Source organism: Citrobacter sp. CK194 (genome assembly GCF_030333395.1).
GTDB lineage: Bacteria > Pseudomonadota > Gammaproteobacteria > Enterobacterales > Enterobacteriaceae > Citrobacter_B > Citrobacter_B koseri.
The window spans coordinates 125757-140821 of record NZ_JAOWGA010000013.1; the positions used below are offsets into that span (position 1 = coordinate 125757).

The 15065-nt window shown below is 52.9% G+C and carries 17 protein-coding genes; 15 read left to right on the forward strand and 2 right to left on the reverse strand.

Translation table 11 applies throughout. The features are described from left to right. The first annotated feature begins 10 nt into the window (after positions 1 to 10). Positions 11 to 928 (forward strand): flagellar hook-associated protein FlgL, encoded by a 918-nt coding sequence (gene flgL / locus OGX80_RS03415; RefSeq protein ID WP_071818870.1) that lies wholly within the window; start codon positions 11 to 13, stop codon positions 926 to 928. A gap of 5 nt (positions 929 to 933) precedes the next feature. Then, positions 934 to 1938: a hypothetical protein gene (locus OGX80_RS03420; protein WP_233644129.1), complete on the forward strand. Its 1005-nt coding sequence runs from the start codon at positions 934 to 936 to the stop codon at positions 1936 to 1938. A 40-nt stretch (positions 1939 to 1978) separates the two neighbouring features. Here the strand turns inward: OGX80_RS03420 and OGX80_RS03425 are convergent, their stop codons facing one another. After that, positions 1979 to 2449 carry a hypothetical protein gene (locus OGX80_RS03425; protein WP_047458624.1) on the reverse strand — a complete coding sequence of 157 codons (471 nt, stop codon included), beginning with the start codon at positions 2447 to 2449 and terminating at the stop codon, positions 1979 to 1981. Beyond that, positions 2421 to 3374 (reverse strand): winged helix-turn-helix domain-containing protein, encoded by a 954-nt coding sequence (locus tag OGX80_RS03430; protein ID WP_012133688.1) that lies wholly within the window; start codon positions 3372 to 3374, stop codon positions 2421 to 2423. Before OGX80_RS03430 ends, OGX80_RS03425 begins: the two co-directional genes overlap by 29 nt. Before the next feature lie 743 nt (positions 3375 to 4117). On the opposite strand from OGX80_RS03430, the gene OGX80_RS03435 reads away from it, so the two are divergent. The 13 genes from OGX80_RS03435 to OGX80_RS03495 all read left to right on the forward strand — a co-directional run bounded on the left by OGX80_RS03435 (position 4118) and on the right by OGX80_RS03495 (position 15026). Continuing rightward, on the forward strand, positions 4118 to 4996 hold the full coding sequence (locus OGX80_RS03435) for a flagellin N-terminal helical domain-containing protein (protein WP_024130628.1): 879 nt from the start codon (positions 4118 to 4120) through the stop codon (positions 4994 to 4996). Positions 4997 to 5243: 247 nt separating this feature from the next. Next, positions 5244 to 6137 (forward strand): flagellin N-terminal helical domain-containing protein, encoded by an 894-nt coding sequence (locus tag OGX80_RS03440; RefSeq protein WP_058668671.1) that lies wholly within the window; start codon positions 5244 to 5246, stop codon positions 6135 to 6137. 204 nt (positions 6138 to 6341) lie between these two features. Continuing rightward, entirely contained in the window at positions 6342 to 7670 is a 1329-nt protein-coding gene (gene fliD / locus OGX80_RS03445) for a flagellar filament capping protein FliD (protein WP_047458617.1), read from the forward strand. A 22-nt stretch (positions 7671 to 7692) separates the two neighbouring features. Next, the gene (gene fliS / locus OGX80_RS03450) at positions 7693 to 8085 is read left to right on the forward strand and encodes a flagellar export chaperone FliS (protein ID WP_012133681.1); all 393 of its coding nucleotides are present in this window, start codon (positions 7693 to 7695) and stop codon (positions 8083 to 8085) included. Continuing rightward, positions 8082 to 8387 carry a hypothetical protein gene (locus tag OGX80_RS03455; RefSeq protein ID WP_115181937.1) on the forward strand — a complete coding sequence of 102 codons (306 nt, stop codon included), beginning with the start codon at positions 8082 to 8084 and terminating at the stop codon, positions 8385 to 8387. Before fliS ends, OGX80_RS03455 begins: the two co-directional genes overlap by 4 nt. Further along, positions 8387 to 9460, forward strand: coding sequence for a flagellar hook-length control protein FliK (locus OGX80_RS03460; protein ID WP_115181936.1), 1074 nt, complete (start codon positions 8387 to 8389; stop codon positions 9458 to 9460). Before OGX80_RS03455 ends, OGX80_RS03460 begins: the two co-directional genes overlap by 1 nt. Before the next feature lie 13 nt (positions 9461 to 9473). Further along, positions 9474 to 9944, forward strand: coding sequence for a flagellar basal body-associated FliL family protein (locus tag OGX80_RS03465; protein ID WP_115181935.1), 471 nt, complete (start codon positions 9474 to 9476; stop codon positions 9942 to 9944). A gap of 19 nt (positions 9945 to 9963) precedes the next feature. After that, positions 9964 to 10659, forward strand: a complete 696-nt coding sequence (locus tag OGX80_RS03470) for a FliA/WhiG family RNA polymerase sigma factor (protein ID WP_012133675.1) — start codon at positions 9964 to 9966, stop codon at positions 10657 to 10659. A 7-nt stretch (positions 10660 to 10666) separates the two neighbouring features. Then, positions 10667 to 11530, forward strand: a complete 864-nt coding sequence (gene motA, locus OGX80_RS03475; RefSeq protein ID WP_012133674.1) for a flagellar motor stator protein MotA — start codon at positions 10667 to 10669, stop codon at positions 11528 to 11530. After that, positions 11530 to 12477 (forward strand): putative lateral flagellar export/assembly protein LafU, encoded by a 948-nt coding sequence (gene lafU / locus OGX80_RS03480; RefSeq protein ID WP_115181934.1) that lies wholly within the window; start codon positions 11530 to 11532, stop codon positions 12475 to 12477. The genes motA and lafU overlap by 1 nt, the downstream gene beginning before the upstream one ends. A 16-nt stretch (positions 12478 to 12493) precedes the next feature. Continuing rightward, the gene (locus OGX80_RS03485) at positions 12494 to 13306 is read left to right on the forward strand and encodes a C40 family peptidase (RefSeq protein WP_309544871.1); all 813 of its coding nucleotides are present in this window, start codon (positions 12494 to 12496) and stop codon (positions 13304 to 13306) included. Positions 13307 to 13348: 42 nt separating this feature from the next. Beyond that, a complete protein-coding gene (gene parM / locus OGX80_RS03490) occupies positions 13349 to 14383 on the forward strand; it encodes a plasmid segregation protein ParM domain-containing protein (RefSeq protein ID WP_196491298.1) in 1035 nt (344 codons plus the stop codon). Beyond that, on the forward strand, positions 14376 to 15026 hold the full coding sequence (locus OGX80_RS03495; RefSeq protein WP_115591170.1) for a hypothetical protein: 651 nt from the start codon (positions 14376 to 14378) through the stop codon (positions 15024 to 15026). The genes parM and OGX80_RS03495 overlap by 8 nt, the downstream gene beginning before the upstream one ends. Positions 15027 to 15065 lie beyond the last annotated feature (39 nt).

Here is a 15065-nt window from a genome sequence, read left to right on the forward strand (position 1 = left end):
AATTTAAATTATGCGTATTAGTAGTCTTTACAACTCAAATGCCATGCTGGCGCAATTAGGCGTTAACGGCACGCGTATCAGTAAGTTGATGGAGCAGATGTCGACGCAAAAGCGCATTAATGTGCCGTCTGACGATCCTGTTTCCGCAAGCCGTCTGGTGCAACTGAACCGTGAGCAGTCTGCGATTAAACAGTATCAGAGCAATATTTCCAGCCTGAGCGGCGCGCTGTCGATTCAGGAGTCGAACATCACCGCGCTCAGTAACCAGATGCTGGCGGTCGGCGATAAGCTGAAGCTGGCGAATAACAGTACGCTCAGCCAGAAAGATATGGCGGGTTACGGCATGGAGCTTTCTTCAATGCTGGATTCGCTGGTCGCCACCCTGAACGCTAAAAATGAAAACGGCAGCTATCTGTTTTCCGGCACGCAGACCGACAGCCAGACGGTAACGTGGGACGAGGCGAAAGGGCAGTATGTGTACGGCGGCAATGACAGCAGCCGCGAAACGATTGTTGCGAACGGCGTCTCTATTACGGAAAACACCCAGGTTGCTCAGGCATTCTCCGGTTCAGGAAACGACCTTGAGATGCTGAATAAATTGAAAGCGCTCAGCGACAAAATGCAGGACCCGAACGCGAATTACGCTGACTATAAAGACGAGCTGGAGGAGATGATCGGTGTCGCGCAAAATACCAGCGATAACATCTCCAGCCTCTTCACCGATCTTGGCGGCCGTCAGAACCGCCTGACGCTGCTCAGCGATGCGCACAGCGATGTCAGCCTTGCGAACGATCAGGTTGTACGGGACCTGTCCGAAACGGACTGGGCGACCACCAGTATCAACCTGCAACTGTATACGCAGTCGGTGCAGATCACTAATAAGGCTTACAGTATGGTGAGTCAGCTTAACTTGTTTAGTCTGTTGTAATTGTTATGCAGGTAGGTTTAAAAACAACGTCCCTTACGACTTCCGCGCCCGCAACCGGGCGCGGAAGCATTGATGCGCCGCAAACGGTCGGCCGCGTCAACGCGCCAGAAATCACCGCGACCCGCAATGCGTTCCCCGAATCGGCGCTGTTGTCCCGCCGTCCGATGCGCTACAACGTACAGCTAAATCAACAACTCACGGCAGTGCAGCAGGCTGACAGCTATCTGGCGCAGACGGAAACGCAATTGTTGCAGGTGCGTCAGTCGTCGCTTCGCGGCGATGCGACGCAGCCGGCGAATACGCTGCAAAAACATTTGATGCGTCGGACGCAGCTTTCCGGCGGCACTGTCGATCGTCATCTGACCGCGTCGCTGGAGCAAAAAAGCACGGTTAACTTTACGCTTCCCGGCAGTGAGAGGCTTCTCAGCCAGCCGGGGGGAGAAACGCTGGTATTTTCACTGGGCGGGCGGCAGAGTGAGATGACCGCCATTTCGTTGCCGGAAGAGGCGACGCCGCGTCAGACGTTGACCCAGTTGAATGTGGGGCTGGGCCGTCTGGGGATTCATGCGCGTCAGACGGCAAACGGGCAACTGATGTTCAGCGTGGATGAAAGCCGTTGGGAGCGGGTCAGCCAACAGCTCACCGTGCGCGGAGAGGGCAGACATTTCCCCGCCGATGCGTTTACGTTGCTCACGCCACAGGCGGAAACGGCAAGCAGTGATGAGGTTGTTTCGCTGGCGACGCGTCGGGAAAGGGAAAGCCAGGTAAAGCTGCAAAATACGCTGGAGCACATTACCACCCAGCGCAGCAGGCTTCGTCAACAGCAGGAGCGCGTGGCGTCGCGCATCAATGATATGGCGACGGTATACAGCCCGGCGCAGGCCCGGGAAACCGCGCGCGGCCTGGGAGAGGCGCTGGCGAGCAGCGCCAGCAGCTACAGCACCCTCTCCAGGGCGCTGGGCGCGCAGGCCAACGTCAGGCTGGCGACGGTAAAAAATTTGCTGGGGTGATTATCGTAACCGGAAGCGGGCCTCCGCCTCCGGTTTTGACTTACTGCTGGATGGGGTAGAGAAAAATCGACCCGCTTTGCCCTACTACCAACGGTTGCCCGTTAAATGCCAGCGGCTCCATCCAGAAATTGGTGTTCATCAGCATATCGACCAGACCATCTATCATCAGCCCCTTGTGCGTGGTGGTGTAGTAGATGGGCGTCAGGTAAAAATAGAGTTTGCCGTTTTTCCCTGACGTCGGCGTAAATTTTTCCTTTAGTACGAAACGATTGTCATCAGGGCTGGTAATGGTCGCCAGAATGGTGCCTTTCGTTGTTTTCATCCGCGAATTATAAATTTCTTTCGTCTGCGACATCAGGTCATAGAAACCAAGCTGGAAAGTCCCTTCCACATCCGTATTGGGGCGCTCTGCGCCGCCTGTGAGGGCACTGGTGCCGAATGCGATGGCGAGAAGCACGGAAATACTCAACAAAATCACAAGATTAACTTTCTTTGCATGTTGCCATTTCATTCAGTTTTCTCCGGGTTTCACGCATAATCAGGTTGTTCAGCCGTGTCGGATCGATACGCCAGTGATAAATCGTCATCGCTAACTGCTTTTTGTCGCACTGGCTGGTAAGGGCGAACGTGTAGTTCAGCGATGAATTGGTGATGCTAAAGTAGACGCTCATCCTGACTGACTGCATTTTGATCTGCTGATTAATGGTATAAAAAGTGTCTTTCAGCTTGGTATACAAGTTATTGGCGTCATAAGACGGTTCGCTGCTCGTCCCAATGGAATACAGGTTGATGTTGCTGTAAACGTTAGGCTGTATCTCCTGGGCGACCAGATGCTCATGACCTTTCAGTTTCATGTACCAGCCGGTAAAGAGTATGCTGCCGATCGCCGTCAGCGCGAGCAGTAAAAACACGGTGGTCCAGTGGATGGATTTTTTCACTGGCCTGGTCGTTGCAGGCGGCGTTACGCGGACGATATCGTTCGCTTGTTCCGCGACAGGAAGTGACGTCTCGTCGACAACCTCATATTCCCCGGCTAAATCGGAGGGGGCGTTTTCTTCCAGCGGAAGATGATTTTCTTCGGGATCGCGAACCTCGCTCTCTTCTTTTTCGATAAAGCAGCAATAATCAGGCTCAAGCAAATACCCTTTTTTAGGGATGGTTTTGATGATTTTTTGCTTTTTGCCGTCGTCTTCCAGTGCCGTACGCAGCGCGTGGATGGCATTGGGCAGACTGTTATTACCGATGACGCGGCGTTCCCAGACCAGCGTGGTGAGTTCTTCACGCGTAAAGATCTTTCCCGCATCTTGCATGAGCGTTTCAAGGAGCTTGAGTTGATATTCTCCCAGACGTTTACGTTCCCCTGTTGTTAAATGGAGAATAGATCCCGAGGGGATATCAACCAGCCAGTTATTAACGGAGTAATAGCGTTTATTCATTTATTCATCGATGGATATACCACCCCAGTAAATGCAACGGCTAAATATCGCAAGAAAATATAGCCTGAACACGGATGTTGACTATCTGTTAATTCCATTTGAAATTCTTAATGAATGCCGCTTGCCTGCGGGAGGTGAGGAAACGAAAAGCGCTTTTGCCGATGGCTGAATTTGTTTTTCAGCCTGAACAGCACTCAGAAACAAGACACCAGCGGCCTGCTGTTGTTCTGATTATCGCGGAATCATCTTTTCCTGGCGCTCTTTTTACGCGATAAAAATGTGATGTGCAACCTCATTTGCAGTGAAAGATTCGCCTTATTATTAATTCTTCTGATTAAAAGTTAATCGAAATAGTTAAAAGATCCTTATGTAAAATCAGGCCATGCGAATGTGAAAAATTTGTGTTCATCAATCTCCTTTCATGGGGTGTGGGTATATTTTTTGGCAGATTAAAACAATAAACAAGAAAAAATAAAGGAGCGGAGTTAATTTTTTTATCGTTTGTGTCGCCTGATTGCATAATTATGGGGTTGGTTTTATTGCCGGGCTAAAGGTGGTTTATTGAGGATGGTATAATAAGAATAATTAATTGGATATTTTTCGTCTTGAAAAAAGAGGGTGACAAATCTTTAAATAAATTTTCATTAAATGAATTTAATTTTTCGTTGTGGTGGGTCGTTTTTATCAGTCAGCAACGACAAGAACCTGATAAAACAGACAGGTAATCCAAGGAGAAATATATTATGTCGCTTTCGATTTTCACCAGTGCTTCTTCTATGGCATCCACCAATGCCCTGAATAAATCCAACAATCTGCTGTCTACCGCAATGGAGCGTCTGGGCACCGGCAAACGCATCAACTCCGCAGCGGACGATGCGGCGGGCTTGCAGATTGCCACTCGCCTTCAGGGTCAGACCAACGGCATGGCCGTTGCGCAGCGTAACATCTCTGATGCCACCGCATTGCTGCAAACCGCAGAAGGCGCGTTCGACGAAGTGAGCAACATCATGTACCGCATGAAAGATCTCGCCACCCAGGCAGCGAACGACACCAACACCACCAAAGACCGTGATGCCATCAACGCTGAAATGAACGACCTGAATGCCGAACTGAAAAACATCATGGGCAACACGTCTTATGCAGGCGATAAATTATTCGGTACCGGCGGTAAATTTGCCGATTCCCTGAACTTCCAGATTGGTTCTTCCTCTGGAGAAACCATGACCGTGAGCCTGGGTGATGAACTGGGCGGTACAGCGAGTGGCCTGTTTAGCGCTTCTGGTTTCTCGGGTATCGGTGACTGGAACAACACCGCTTCCGGTATCAACATCGGGAGCGCCTCCGACGCTACGGCGATGATGAACTCTCTGGAAACGGCGCTGAATGACGTCGGCGCCGTGCGCTCCAAAATGGGTGCGAGCATTAACCGTCTGGGCCACACCGCGGCCAACCTGGCAAACATGAAAGACAACACCGATCTGGCGCTAAGCAATATTCAGGATGCGGACTTCGCCAGCGAAGCCTCCTCCATGACGCGTAACCAGATGCTGGCGCAGACCAGCATGTCCATGCTGAAACAGTCCAACAGCATGTCCAGCATGGTGATGTCTCTGCTGGGTTAACAGTAAGCCGCCGCTTGCCTGGAAAGGCAGGCGATGTGTTCTTATGACGCTGCATCCTGCACGGGGTGCGGCTTTTTTTGTGTCTGCTGTTGCCGTGCAGCTCCTTTTGCCGTCTTTCTTCGCCATTTTTTTCCCCGGGTTGCCTGAAAAATGGTCATTCGAACGTCGTCGGATTTAATTTTCGAAATGGATGTGTCGTTTTGAATCAGTACAACGAATGAATGACCTGAATGAATAAGGAATATCTATGTCGCTTTCTATTTTCACCAGCGCTTCTTCCATGGCATCCACCAATGCCCTGAATAAATCCAACAATCTGCTGTCCACCGCAATGGAACGTCTGGGTACTGGCAAGCGTATTAACTCCGCAGCGGACGATGCGGCGGGTCTACAGATTGCCACCCGTTTGCAGGGCCAGACCAACGGCATGGCCGTTGCACAGCGCAACATCTCTGATGCCACTGCGCTGCTACAGACCTCCGAAGGTGCGTTCGACGAAGTGAGCAACATCATGTACCGCATGAAAGACCTTGCCACCCAGGCAGCGAACGACACCAACACCACCAAAGACCGCGATGCCATCAACGCCGAGCTGAACGACCTGAACTCTGAGTTGCAGAACATCATGAACAACACCTCCTATGCAGGTGACAAACTGTTCGGCGCTTCCGGTAAGTTTGGCGAAGCGATGAACTTCCAGATTGGCTCTTCCACCGATGAAACCATGCAGGTTGATCTGTCTAAAGAGCTGAAAGGTTCTGGCACCGACTCGCTGATTGATGCCAGCGGCGGTTTTGGCACGATTAGCGATACAGGCAGCAGCTACTACTCGGCCAGCGGCATCAACATTACTGACGCTGCCGGCGCGAAAGATCTGATGAACAACCTGGAAACTACGCTGAATGACGTCGGTGCCGTGCGTTCCAAAATGGGTGCGAGCATTAACCGCCTGGGCCACACCGCGGCTAACCTGGCGAACATGAAAGACAACACCGATCTGGCGCTGAGCAACATTCAGGATGCGGACTTCGCCAGCGAAGCCTCCTCTATGACCCGTAACCAGATGCTGGCGCAAACCAGCATGTCCATGCTGAAACAGTCCAACAGCATGTCCAGCATGGTGATGTCTCTGCTGGGTTAATCCTTCGCGGATATCTGCCCCTAAAACACCGCTGTATGGCGGTGTTTTTGTATCCGGCAATGCGCTTCCTTCTGCCGGAAATTGCGGAAGGGGACATTCCTCCTCTTACGTAACTCATTGATAAATAATTATTAAAAAATTGGCACGATAGTTGCTTTATCTACTGTATGTTGAAAGCGGCGCGCGTGCCCGGAGAAACCCACTATGTCTGATTTTGATCCAACGACACTGGCCACACAGTTGGCAGGCTATGACATTCTTGCGCTGCAAACCTCGCTGAAATCACAGACTTCCACGCTGGAAGCGCAGAAAAAAGCGCTTTCCTCGCTGCGTACCGCCCTGTCGGATTTCCGTTCGGCAATCACCGGGCTGAATTCCTCCAGCACCAGCGTGCTGAAAAATACCGCGACCATGAACCAGGAAGGGATCGCGACCATCACCGCCAGCGCGTCTGCCCGTAAAGGGACATACAGCCTGAACGTCACCCAACTGGCTTCTGCGCAGCAGAAAGGGTTTGACGGGCTTGATGATGAGGCGATTAAAAACGCCAGCGGTACGCTGAAGATCAATCTCAACGGCGAGAGCCTTGAAATTGAGATGGATGATTTAGACAGCCTCGCTGATTTTGCCGACGCCATCAATAATGCGGATTTCCCGAGCGCGTCTGACACCGCGACCTCTGACGACGGTCAGAACGGCGTTACCGCTTCGCTGATGCGTATTGATGGCAAGGTGACGCTGATGATGAGCAGCGATCAGAGCGGCGAGAAATACGATATTCAACTGGATACCAGCGGCATGACCAACGGTCAGGATATCTTTAATGGCGAGAATGTGATTACCGCCGGTAAAGATGCCAAATTCACCGTTGGCGATTCCAGCACCGTTTACTCCAGCAGCTCCAATACCCTGGATAACCTGGTAGACGGCGTTTCGATCAAACTGACCGGCACCACCGAAGCCAACAAGCCGCTGGTTATTTCAGTCGACACGGATGCCACGGGGACAAAGGAGCAAATCCAGGCCTTTATCGATGCCTATAACACGTTGCAGGACACCATCTCCGGGCTGACGGCGACCGGCAGCAGCTCTGATTCGCGCGGCGCGTTTGCCGGTGATGCCAGTATCTCCTCGTTAACCAACGATCTGAGCAACATGCTGCGCGGCACCTTCGGCGATCAAAACATGACGAAGTTCGGCATTACTGCCGACAAAGACGGCAAGCTGTCGATCGACGCCGACACGCTCAATGAGCAACTGAAATCAAATCCGCAATCGGTCGCTGATTTCTTCAACGGGAATAACGGGCTGATTAAAGCGATGGATAAATCGCTGGATAAATACCTGAACACCAGCACCGGTTTATTAAAAGGTCGCCAGGAAACGCTCGACAGACAGCAGCGCGACATCGACACCAAAACCGAAAAAATGAACACGCGTTATGAGTCCTCCTATAACCGCTATCTGAAGCAGTTCACGCAGTTACAGTCGATCATGACGCAGATGAATAACACCATGAGTATGTTTAGCTAATTCTTAGGGAATTTAACTTTCAATGTACGGTAACGAGCAGGAAGGCTTCGGCCTCTATCACCAATCTGACCTGGCGATTCAGGCCGCAGCAGCGAATCCGCATCAGTTAGTGCTGATGTTGTTCAATGGCCTGATGGATGAACTGGTACGCGCGAAAAGCCATATTGCGGCGCGTCGCTACGAACGTAAGGCGCAAAGCATTAATAAATGCATCGATATCCTGAACGCGCTGACCAGCGCGCTGGATTTTGAAAAAGGCGGCGAGCTGGCATTAAGTCTGGCGAATCTTTATGACTACTGCGTTTACCGCCTCTATGACGCCAGCCACAAGCTGTCTGTCGAAAATATTGAAGAGGTGGAAGTTATCCTCGGCAATATTCAGGACGGCTGGGAAAAAATGGGTCAGGGAACATGAGCTATGCGTTGACGATGCGAACGCTGATGCAGGCGTTACGCCAGGCCGCAGCCGACCATAACTGGTCTGCCGTACGGAATGTTGACCTGAAGATTGCTGAACTGCTTACCGCTGTCCGGGGTAAACCCCTGGACGCGGCAGACAGCAAAGCCCTGGGCGAGCTGCGGGAGATTCACCGTCAGGTGCGCGATTACTGTCAGGGGCAGAGCGACATTATTGCGAACAAAATGGCGCTCGCCATGCGCAATCGTGAAGGTGCGACGGCGTATGCCGCGTTTATGGACGCAGAGGATATGGGGTAATGGATATTCTCAATCTTTCTCAAAATGCGGGGCACGCTTCCGGTTTGCCGATGCAGGCGGAGACGATCGCCGGACAGAGCGGCGCTCAGTCATCTGCCGGGCAGACGCAGCCAGGATTCAACGATGCGTTGATGAATGTTGTCAGCACGCTGATGGGCGGGCAGGGCAAAAATGCCCTGGGGATTACCGTCAGCGCGCAGCCGGTGAGCGTGCAGGACGAGGATGATACGGGCGATCGGCATCAGAAGGATGCCTCTCCGTTGAAAGACGATGCGCAACAGCAGCTGTTGCAGGCGCTGTTGATGACCGGGCAGATGCCGGTTAAACCCGTCAGCTACGCGGGTCGTTCGCAAAACGAGATGAATGCGCTGACGTTGCAGACGCAGCCGTTACTGGCGGGACAGTTGCAGGATAAGGGGGCGTTATCGCCAACGCTGCGCCCGACGCTGGCGGCAGGGGTTAACGTAACGCCTGCGACCGAGTCGCCGCAGACGCCAACCGCAGGGTTGCAGCACATTACGCCGCAGCTTATGACCGCAGTCGCTGTGGCGACGCCGACAGTGAATGCGCAGCCGGTCTCCGTTGTCTCCACGACGCCAACGGCGGCGGTGACGCCTGATGCAATGTCTGCGCATACCTCGACATTAAAACTTGATACGGAAACCTCCCGCTGGACGCAGCAGTTGCAAAGCGCGTTGGGCGATCGTCTGCAACTTCAGGTGAAGAACCAGATCCAGCACGCCACTATCCGTCTCGATCCGCCTGAAATGGGCAAGATCGACATCTCGTTGCAGCTTGATAACGGGCGCGTACAGGTACAAATCAACGCCAGCCATGCTGAGGTCTATCGTGCGCTTCAGCAAACGAGCAACGATCTGCGCCAGAGCCTGACCGAACAGAACTTTGTTCAGGTAAACGTGCAGGTCTCCTCTCAGTCAGGGCAGCAGCAGGGCAAAGAACAGCAGTTCGCACAACAACACGCCATCATTCAGGCGGGAGATGAGATCGCGGCAGGTCTGCCGGAATCAGAAAGCACCCGCCGTGAAGATGATTCGGTATTACTGACCGTTTAACAAAAAGACATTTATGAACGCAAAAACAATCTCCTTTGGGCTGGTGATCGCTTTGGTTACCGCTTTACTGACGGCATGTTTAACCGTTGCCGGCACCTGGCTACTTCGCGCGGACACGGCATCGGAGAGCAATCCGTTGACGAGCTTATTTAAATCCTCCACGCCGCAACAGGTGGAGTTCGTGGAAATTAAAAACATCCTCATCACCCTGAAAGGGAAAGGTAATGCGGAGCGTTATCTGATGCTGGAACTGAACCTGGCGACCATGAGCGCGGAAAACGCGCGGACGGCGCAAGACATGATCCCTGCGATTCGCGGGGCGACCGTCAATTTGTTTTCTGAAATGGACTATGACGCCGTGCGTGCGCTAAGCGTCAGCAACCTGCACGACAAACTCAAAGCCGCCTATGCCGCCAGATTCGACAGCCTGAAGATGGACGTCCCCTTTGATGACGTCATCATCAGCAAAATGGTCTTCCAGTGATTGATAAGCCGTATTGGACATGATGGATTTTATCGCAAGTGAAACGCTGACGCCTGCGGATGAAGCGCGCTATGTCAGCACGTATCTGCCGCTCGTCAACAAAGTGGTGAAGCAACTCGCTTACCAGACCAGTAGCGTTATTGATCGGGATGATATGGAACAGATCGCGCTAATGGGGTTATTAACCTCGTTGCGCCGTTACGGTCATCCTGATGAGCAGTTTGCCGCTTATGCCATACAACGCGTTCGCGGCGCGGTACTGGATGAGCTGCGGTTGCTTGACTGGCGTCCGCGTCGTTTGCGACAGAAAACGCATAAGCTCAATGACGCGATCCGCGAGATTGCGCGTCAGCTGGGGCGTACGCCCAGCTTTGAGGATATCAGCCACCATCTTTCCATTACGGCTGAAGAGTATCAGGAATATCTCTTACTCGATTGCGCCAAAACGCTGGAGAGTCTCGACGATCTTTTGGGTAATGACGTATATGCGGGGGCGCTGGATAGCCGTCCGCTTGAAGAAGAGATCATCGTCAGCAGAACGCTACGCAACGCGTTGGCGAGTCTTGATGAGCGTGAGCAACTTATTCTCACGCTCTATTACCAGCATGAAATGAGCCTGAAGGAAATTGCGCTGGTCCTCAATTTAACCGAGGCCAGGGTATGTCAGCTCAATAAAATCATTGCGCAAAAAATTCAGTCTTTTTTCCAGAAGTGAAAGGTTTATGCAGAAATTCTTAGGTATTCTCATCATCATGGGGTGTGTTGTCGGCGGCTTTATTTTGTCAGGCGGACACCTCGCCTCATTCTGGCAGCCGGGTGAAATCATCATTATTCTTGGCGCGGGACTGGGGGCGATGGTACTGGCGAACCCCAAAGCGGTGCTGAGCGAAATGTACCGTCAGTTTCGCGGCATTATGCGCAAAAACGAATATACCGATGAGTATCAGCGCCAGCTGCTGATGCTGCTGTATGAACTGCTGGAACTGGTGCAGGACGGCGGCCTGAAGGTGCTGGATGAGCATATCGAAGCACCGGAAAACAGCGCGTTATTCCAGAAATACCCCCTCATGCTGCACGACAAAGCGCTGGTGACGTTCATCTCCGATAACTTCCGCCTGATGGCGATGGGGAAAATCAACGAGCACGAGCTGGAAGGGATTCTCGAACAGGAACTGGTGGCAATGGAAGAGAACCTTCTGCAACCGTCCCGCTCTTTGCAACGTACTGCGGAAGCGATGCCTGGATTTGGCATCTGCGCGGCGGTACTTGGCATCATCATTACCATGCAATCCATTGACGGCTCGATTGCGGTCATCGGTGTGAAGGTTGCGGCCGCTCTGGTGGGAACCTTCCTCGGCGTATTCTTCTGTTACTGCCTGATGGACCCGGTGGCGAACGCCATGGAGCAACGCACCAAAAAGCAAATCTCGGTGCTGGAGTGCGTGCGTACCGTACTGGTGAACCACGTTGCCGGTAAGCCGACGCTGCTGGCGGTCGATGCCGGGCGCAAAATGCTGCCGATGGACACGAAACCGACATTCGCGACGCTGGACGGTTGGGTAAACCAGATGATGGGTGATGCCTGATGCGTAACCGCAGCAAAGAACATACCACGATCATCAAACGCTCCTCGCGTAAAAGCCATGATGAATTTCATGGCGGCGCCTGGAAAGTGGCCTTCGCAGACTTCACGCTGGCAATGATGGCGCTGTTTATGGTGCTGTGGATCATGGGCGCGGTAACGGAAGAAGAACGTAAAGAGATTGTCTCCATGCTTAATGGCGAGTCGGTCTTTGAAGGCAACTCATTAACGCCCATTACGCAAAAAGAGAGGCAGGGCGGGCAGCTTTCGCTGATTGACAGCCGTCATCCGAAAACGCCTAAACCGTCGAAAACGGCAGAGTCGTCAAAACCGTTGACCGATGCGGAGAAGCAGGTTGCTCAGCAGGCGAAACAGACGGAAAGCCTGGACGATGTGAACGCCCGCTCGCGTAATGAGATTGAAGATCTGGCGCGCATTATCATGAAAATCACCTCGACGTACGATGCGCAAGCCAACCTGAAAATGGAAATTGTGCCGCAGGGGCTGCGTATTCTGGTCTCGGACGATCAAAAACGCGAGATGTTCCAGCGCAGTAGCGCAATCCTGACGCCGTTTTTCAAACGCTTACTGACGGAGTTTGCGCCGGAACTGAACAAGATCGACAACAAGATCATCATCACCGGCCATACCGATGCCACGCGTTTTCGCGATCAGGTGCTTTATAACAACTGGAACCTGTCCGGTGAACGCGCCATGCAGGCGCGGGCGGTTCTGACCACCGGGGGGCTGGATCAAAGCAAAATTCTGCAAGTGAGCGGCATGGCGGATCAGATGTTGCTTGACCCGCAACATCCGCTGAGTTCCGCGAACCGCCGCATTGAAATTATGGTGCTGACGCATTCCGCCAGTGATTCTCTGTACCAGTTCTTTGGGCAGCATGGCGAAAAAGTCATTAAACCGCTGACCGATAAACTGACGAAAAACCATTAATTAGATCGTTATTGCTGTGAAACGTTTCATCCGTTCTGTCCGTTTTGTACCTGCCCGGCATGTTCTGTGCCGCCAGGTACCTTTTTTTTCTCTCATCCTGTTATTGCTGATGCCGACGGGTTACAGCATCGCAAAGCCGAAGCCTGTAGAAGCGGGTATGACGCAGCAGGAAAACGCGTTGCAGATGCGGAAAAAAAATCGCGAGCGGCTGATGGCGAAAGTGAAAAAACGGACTGCCGTCGTACCGTTAACGCCGGAACAAAAGCAGCGGGAAACGGCGAAAAAACTGGCTGACCGCACTAAAAATCGCGAGATGCTGGCAATGCATGCCCGCTGGCAGCCCGGTAGCCTGGGCGGCTCCGACACACTGTGGAGTCAAGCGCGCAAAGGGAAGGACAAAACGGGGCGCATCAGCCCGAAACTGGCGTCCCGATTACATACCGTCATCAAGCGTCTGGAAGACCAGTTAGGTAAGCCCTATGTCTGGGGCGGTAAAAATCCGCTGGAAGGATTTGATTGCAGTGGCCTGGTTTTCTACGCCTTCAATCATGTGCTGGAGCGCAAGCTACCCCGCACGGCAAACGGCATGTATCAGGACCCCACTCTTAAACATATTCGCGTAGATAAACTCCGTCGCGGCGATCTGGTGTTTTTTAACATTAACCAGCGACCGGGCGCCGACCATGTTGGCGTCTACCTTGGAAACGATGAGTTTATTGAGGCCCCGCGTAGCGGGCTAAATATCCGCATTAGCCAGCTTTCAGATGATTTCTGGCAATCGCATTACCTCGGCGCTCGCCGCATTCTGACGGAAGAGGCGACGCTGTAAAATGACCCTTAGATTGAGTTAAAACCCATGACCGCAACACGTATGAAATTCGCCATTGATGATGGCTCAACCAATGTGAAAATTAGCTGGATTGAAAACGGTACGCTGAAGACCGTTGTTTCGCCGAACTCCTTCCGTAAGGACTGGAAAAGCGCGGCGCTGCTGCGTGGTCAGTCGGTATACAACTACACCATCGGCACCACGAAATACACCTATGATGCGACCTCGGATAAAGCGCTTTCCACGACGCACATCGAATACCAGTATGACGATTTGAATCTGCTGGCGGTTCATCATGCGCTGCTGCAAACCGGCCTGACGCCGCGTGACGTTGAAGTTATCGTCACACTGCCGATTACGCAATTCTACAAGCCGGACGATTGCCAGCGTAACGATGAGCGCATCGAAGCGAAACGTCGCAACCTGATGCGTGAGATCTCGCTGAATAAAGGCGAGCTGTTCCGTATCGTTGATGTGCATGTTATGCCGGAGAGCCTGCCTGCGGCGCTGTCGCATCTGCTTAACTCCAACGTGAATGAATTCACCAAGTCGCTGGTCATCGACTGCGGCGGGACAACGCTGGACATGGGGGTGATTGTCGGCGAGTTTGACGATGTTTCCGCAATTTACGGCAACAACGAAATCGGCGTGGCGATGGTGACGGACGCCACGCGTAAATTACTGGCGGCGGCGGACAGCGACTCCAGCTATCTGGTGGCGAACGAGCTGATTAAGCGTCGCAACGATCTGGATTTTGTCAGAAGCGTCATCAACGATGAATCGCGGATTGACGAGATCCTTGAGCGGATCGAGATCAAGATTCAGGAGCTTGGCGATCAGGTGGCTTATGAAGCGAAGAAATTCGCTAAGAACCCTAACCGCGTTTATCTGGTTGGCGGCGGCGCGCATCTGATCGAATCCGCTCTGCGCCAGGCCTATTCGACGCTCGGCGAACGCGTGGTGACGCTCGACAACCCGCAAAGCGCGCTCTCGCGCGAGATCTGCCTGTACCATGCTGAGTCAGGCGTTGAGCAGATTGATTCGCCGCAAATGGTTGAGGTAGGCGACGATGAGTAACAGGCAGATCCGCCGTGTTAACCTCTCATTGCATTTGTCGCCAGAGCGATCGCGCGCGGATTTGCGCGCGATGCTGCAACTAAAAAAATGGTATGGCGCAGTGCAGCGGGACGGGAGCGACGTCAATGACGCCAACATGGAGATCCGCCAGTTTCATCGCAATATCTATCTGTCCGGCCTGCAATTGCATCTTCTCAACCCGCAATTGTGCAGCCATGTTGCAGAATCCCTGAGCCGGGAAGGTTTGAGCCTCGAATCCCTTTGCGCGGAATTGCAGGAGAGCAATTTACTGCCCGTCGCCCTCATGACCGGCGATGGCGATGAAGAAAAAGAGAAAGACTTCAGCGAACAGCAGCTGGCGCAAATGCGTACGCTGATGGCGCAGACCCTGCAAAAACAGCAGGTCGCCGCAGCGCCATCGGATAACACGCAGCATGAGGAGACGGCAAAACTGCGTGAAGAGGTCGCCCAGCTCAAAGTCTTGCTGGAACAGCAGCATCTGCTGTTGCAACAGCTGCGCGTGACGGGGCGCACGTCAGCGGCGGAACCGGCTAAATCCGTAAATGCTGAAGAAGTCGATCTCAGTACCGTAGACGCGCCGACGCAGAAGATGAGTAAAGTGCGTCAGAAAGGGATCTTTTAGACTTTCGCCCGGCGCGTCACCAGTGTTGAAAAGGGAACC

Coding starts and splice junctions, on each gene's coding strand:
- OGX80_RS03455 (WP_115181937.1), top strand. CDS start 8,082: ATGAGCTATGCGTTGACGATGCGAACGCTGATGCAGGCGTTACGCCAG.
- OGX80_RS03435 (WP_024130628.1), top strand. CDS start 4,118: ATGTCGCTTTCGATTTTCACCAGTGCTTCTTCTATGGCATCCACCAAT.
- OGX80_RS03420 (WP_233644129.1), top strand. CDS start 934: ATGCAGGTAGGTTTAAAAACAACGTCCCTTACGACTTCCGCGCCCGCA.
- flgL (WP_071818870.1), top strand. CDS start 11: ATGCGTATTAGTAGTCTTTACAACTCAAATGCCATGCTGGCGCAATTA.
- lafU (WP_115181934.1), top strand. CDS start 11,530: ATGCGTAACCGCAGCAAAGAACATACCACGATCATCAAACGCTCCTCG.
- OGX80_RS03465 (WP_115181935.1), top strand. CDS start 9,474: ATGAACGCAAAAACAATCTCCTTTGGGCTGGTGATCGCTTTGGTTACC.
- OGX80_RS03470 (WP_012133675.1), top strand. CDS start 9,964: ATGATGGATTTTATCGCAAGTGAAACGCTGACGCCTGCGGATGAAGCG.
- OGX80_RS03460 (WP_115181936.1), top strand. CDS start 8,387: ATGGATATTCTCAATCTTTCTCAAAATGCGGGGCACGCTTCCGGTTTG.
- OGX80_RS03495 (WP_115591170.1), top strand. CDS start 14,376: ATGAGTAACAGGCAGATCCGCCGTGTTAACCTCTCATTGCATTTGTCG.
- parM (WP_196491298.1), top strand. CDS start 13,349: ATGAAATTCGCCATTGATGATGGCTCAACCAATGTGAAAATTAGCTGG.
- fliD (WP_047458617.1), top strand. CDS start 6,342: ATGTCTGATTTTGATCCAACGACACTGGCCACACAGTTGGCAGGCTAT.
- motA (WP_012133674.1), top strand. CDS start 10,667: ATGCAGAAATTCTTAGGTATTCTCATCATCATGGGGTGTGTTGTCGGC.
- OGX80_RS03425 (WP_047458624.1), bottom strand. CDS start 2,449: ATGAAATGGCAACATGCAAAGAAAGTTAATCTTGTGATTTTGTTGAGT.
- OGX80_RS03440 (WP_058668671.1), top strand. CDS start 5,244: ATGTCGCTTTCTATTTTCACCAGCGCTTCTTCCATGGCATCCACCAAT.
- OGX80_RS03430 (WP_012133688.1), bottom strand. CDS start 3,374: ATGAATAAACGCTATTACTCCGTTAATAACTGGCTGGTTGATATCCCC.
- fliS (WP_012133681.1), top strand. CDS start 7,693: ATGTACGGTAACGAGCAGGAAGGCTTCGGCCTCTATCACCAATCTGAC.